This window comes from Coprococcus intestinihominis, from assembly GCF_040096555.1.
In the GTDB taxonomy this organism is placed as follows: domain Bacteria; phylum Bacillota; class Clostridia; order Lachnospirales; family Lachnospiraceae; genus Coprococcus_A; species Coprococcus_A intestinihominis.
Map to the genome: position 1 here is coordinate 1 of NZ_JBBMEK010000312.1, position 3514 is coordinate 3514.

The 3514-nt window shown below is 45.2% G+C and carries 2 protein-coding genes; both read left to right on the plus strand.

The genetic code is table 11. From position 1 onward, the window contains the following. Positions 1-2219 (plus strand): phosphoribosylformylglycinamidine synthase subunit PurQ (locus WMO25_RS16285; protein WP_349086213.1); only part of this gene is annotated, 2219 nt, incomplete at its 5' end. An 83-nt stretch (positions 2220-2302) separates the two neighbouring features. Then, complete coding sequence (gene mobB, locus WMO25_RS16290) at positions 2303-3439, plus strand: molybdopterin-guanine dinucleotide biosynthesis protein B (RefSeq protein WP_349086214.1); 1137 nt, start codon at positions 2303-2305, stop codon at positions 3437-3439. The last annotated feature ends 75 nt before the right edge of the window (positions 3440-3514 follow it).

Consider the following 3514-nt stretch of genomic DNA (forward strand, 5'->3'; position numbering starts at 1 on the left):
GTGGTGTATCCGTTGCTATCGGCGAGCTGGCAGCAGGTCTTCAGATCCAGTTAGATAAAGTACCGAAGAAATATGCCGGCCTTGATGGAACAGAACTGGCAATTTCAGAATCCCAGGAGCGTATGGCGGTTGTCATTGATCCGAAGGATGTGGACAAATTTATGGCTTATGCCGAAGAAGAAAATCTTGAGGCAACCTGTGTGGCTGAGGTAACAGAAGACCCACGTCTTGTGATGCACTGGAGAGGCAAGGAAATCGTGAATATTTCCAGAGCTTTCCTTGATACAAACGGTGCTCATCAGGAAACAGATGTTATCGTAGGCACAGCTTCAAAGGCAGACAGCTATTTTGAAGAAAAGACAGATGTGGCTGATGTGAAAGCAGCATGGCTGAAAGACCTGGCAGATTTGAATGTTTGCTCACAGAAAGGTCTTGTGGAAATGTTTGATGCTTCCATCGGCGCGGGCAGCGTATTTATGCCATTCGGCGGCAAATATCAGCTGACACCGACACAGTCCATGGTAGCAAAACTCCCTGTATTAAAAGGCAAAACAGATACAGTCACTATGATGAGCTATGGTTTTAACCCATATCTTTCCAATTGGAGCCCATATCACGGTGCTGCTTATGCGGTTGTAGAATCTGTTGCTAAGATTGTGGCAGCAGGCGGTGATTTTAGTAAGATTCGTTTCACATTCCAGGAATACTTCAAACGTATGACTGAGGATGCAAAGGGCTGGGGTGAGCCAATGAGCGCGCTTCTCGGTGCATACACAGCTCAGATCGGTTTCGGACTGCCATCCATCGGCGGTAAGGACTCCATGTCCGGCTCCTTCAATGATATTCATGTACCGGCAACCCTTGTTTCCTTTGCAGTGGATGTGGCAAAACAGCAGGATATTATTACACCGGAATTCAAGAAGAGCGGCAATAAGATTGTGAAGTTTGATATTGCAAGAGATGCTTATGATATGCCGGATTACGAACAGGCAAAAGTCCTTTACACAGCGATTCATCAGCTGATTCAGGATAAAGTTGTCATCTCCGCTTATACACTCGGTTTTGGCGGCGTTGCAGCAGCTGTATCCAAGATGGCTTTCGGCAACAAGCTGGGCGCTAAGATTGACAGCACTGTGAAAGCAGAAGATTTGTTTAAGACAGGTGAATATGGATGCATGATTGCAGAAGTACCGGCGGATGCTCTTGATAAAGTCAATGTGGCTTATACACTGATCGGTGAAGTGACAGATGATGCACAGTTCACATACGGTGACACTGTTGTGACAATGGATGAGGCACTGAAAGCATGGACAGGAACCCTTGAAAAAGTCTTCCCAACACGTTCAGGTGTTGAGCAGAAGAAGATTGAGACACCGATTTATAAAGAGGGCAGCATTGTGATCTGCAACCACAAGATTGCACAGCCAAAGGTATTTATCCCTGTATTCCCGGGTACAAACTGCGAATACGATTCCATGAAAGCCTTTGAAAAAGCCGGTGCAAAAGTTCAGACACAGGTATTCAGAAACTTAAGTGCAGACGGTATCCGTGAATCTGTCGATGCCTTTGTTAAAGGTATCAGCGATGCACAGATTATTATGTTCCCTGGCGGTTTCTCAGCCGGTGATGAACCGGACGGTTCCGGTAAATTCATTGCTACGGCTTTCAGAAATGAAAAACTGAAAGAGGCTGTTATGAAGCTGCTCAACGAGAGAGATGGTTTGGCTCTTGGTATCTGTAATGGTTTCCAGGCACTGATCAAACTTGGTCTGGTGCCTTACGGCGAAATTACACCGCAGCAGCCGGATTCCCCGACACTGACAACCAACAACATCGGCCGTCATATTTCAAAGGTGGCTTATACAAAGGTTGTCTCTAATAAATCCCCATGGCTGGCAGGTGCGGTACCTGGTGAAATCTATGCAATCCCGATTTCCCATGGTGAAGGCCGTTTCGTAGCCAGTGATGAATGGATCAAGAAGCTCTTTGCAGCAGGCTGTGTGGCAACCCAGTATGTTGATTTAGACGGCAATCCAACTATGGATGAAGATTTCAACCCGAATGCTTCCTACGCGGCTATTGAAGGTATCACAAGCCCTGACGGACGTATCCTTGGCAAGATGGGACATTCTGAGCGAATCGGTGAAGCCGTTGCCAGAAATATTTACGGCAATCCGGACCAGAAGATTTTTGAATCCGGTGTGGCATACTTTAAATAAAAGTAAAATAGAGATAATGGCAGTGCCCCGTACTCATGATCGTGAGTACGGGGGATTTTTATATCATTTGGGAGTGAAAAATAATGACACATCAGTCTTTAAAATGTAATAAAGCGGCGATTCTTTTGGGCGGTCATTCATCGAGAATGGGCGGACAGCCAAAGTTTCTGCTGAAGGATGGAAAAGGCCAATCTTATCTGAAAAGGCAGATCAAGGCATTGGAGAAAGCAGATAGGATTTATCTGTCAGCAGCCGATGCGGCGCAGTTGGCGCTTATTCAAAATGTATACAAAGATAAGGATTGTTATGGGCTTATAGACGTTGTCAAAGACTGCGGCCCCTTAGGCGGCCTATACACGGTCTTGCAGCAGTTAAAGGATGAAGATGAATGGATTTTTGTGACAGCCTGCGATGCCCCGGAATTGACAGAAAGTATGGTCGGCAGCCTGATTCAGATGTCTGCGGATGCGTATGAACAGGGATATGACTGTATGGTCTATCAGGACAGTCGTGGACGAATCCACCCTTTATGTGGTCTGTATCGCCCGTCGCTTTTGCCGGCAATTCAGCAAATGCTGCGGTATAAAGATTATAAAATGATGCATTTGTTGATTCGAAGCCGCTGTTTGATTGTGTCATCGGCAGAGATGGGGATCCCAGATACATGTTTTGTCAATATCAATACGCCGGAAGCGTATGAACGGTGGAAAAATACCTCTTTGAACATGCCGAAAGAACAGAAAATATTATGCATCTGCGGTATCAAAAATTCCGGCAAGACCACCTATATTGAAAAACTGCTCAAAGAAATAAAATCCCATGGCAAAAGTGCGGCAGTGATCAAACATGACGGTCACGATTTTGAAGGGGACAGACCGGGAACAGATACCTACCGATATCATCAAGCCGGCGCTGCGGCGACAGCGATTTTTTCGAAGAACAGATATATGATCAATGCAGATGAAGAAATCGATTTGCAGCAGCTGATCAACGGATTTTCAGATGTAGATGTTATTCTTGTGGAAGGTATGAAGCAGAGTGAATTGCCGAAGATAGAAATCGTCAGAGAGAAAATATCCCGTACATTATCCTGCTGCGGGAAGAACTTGATTGCTGTTGTGACAGATTGTGAAGCGGATTTTGACGGAATAGAAAAATGGCCATTGGAGGATTGCAGCCGTTGTTTGAACTATTTGCTTCAAGGCGGATTGAGGTACTGATAAAAAGATGAGTTATTGACATATGCCGATAACTGTGATATAAATGACATATGCCATTTATATCGAACAGTTGAT

What these genes read in the sequence shown, in the direction of transcription:
- mobB (WP_349086214.1), top strand. Translation starts at nt 2,303, where the DNA reads ATGACACATCAGTCTTTAAAATGTAATAAAGCGGCGATTCTTTTGGGC.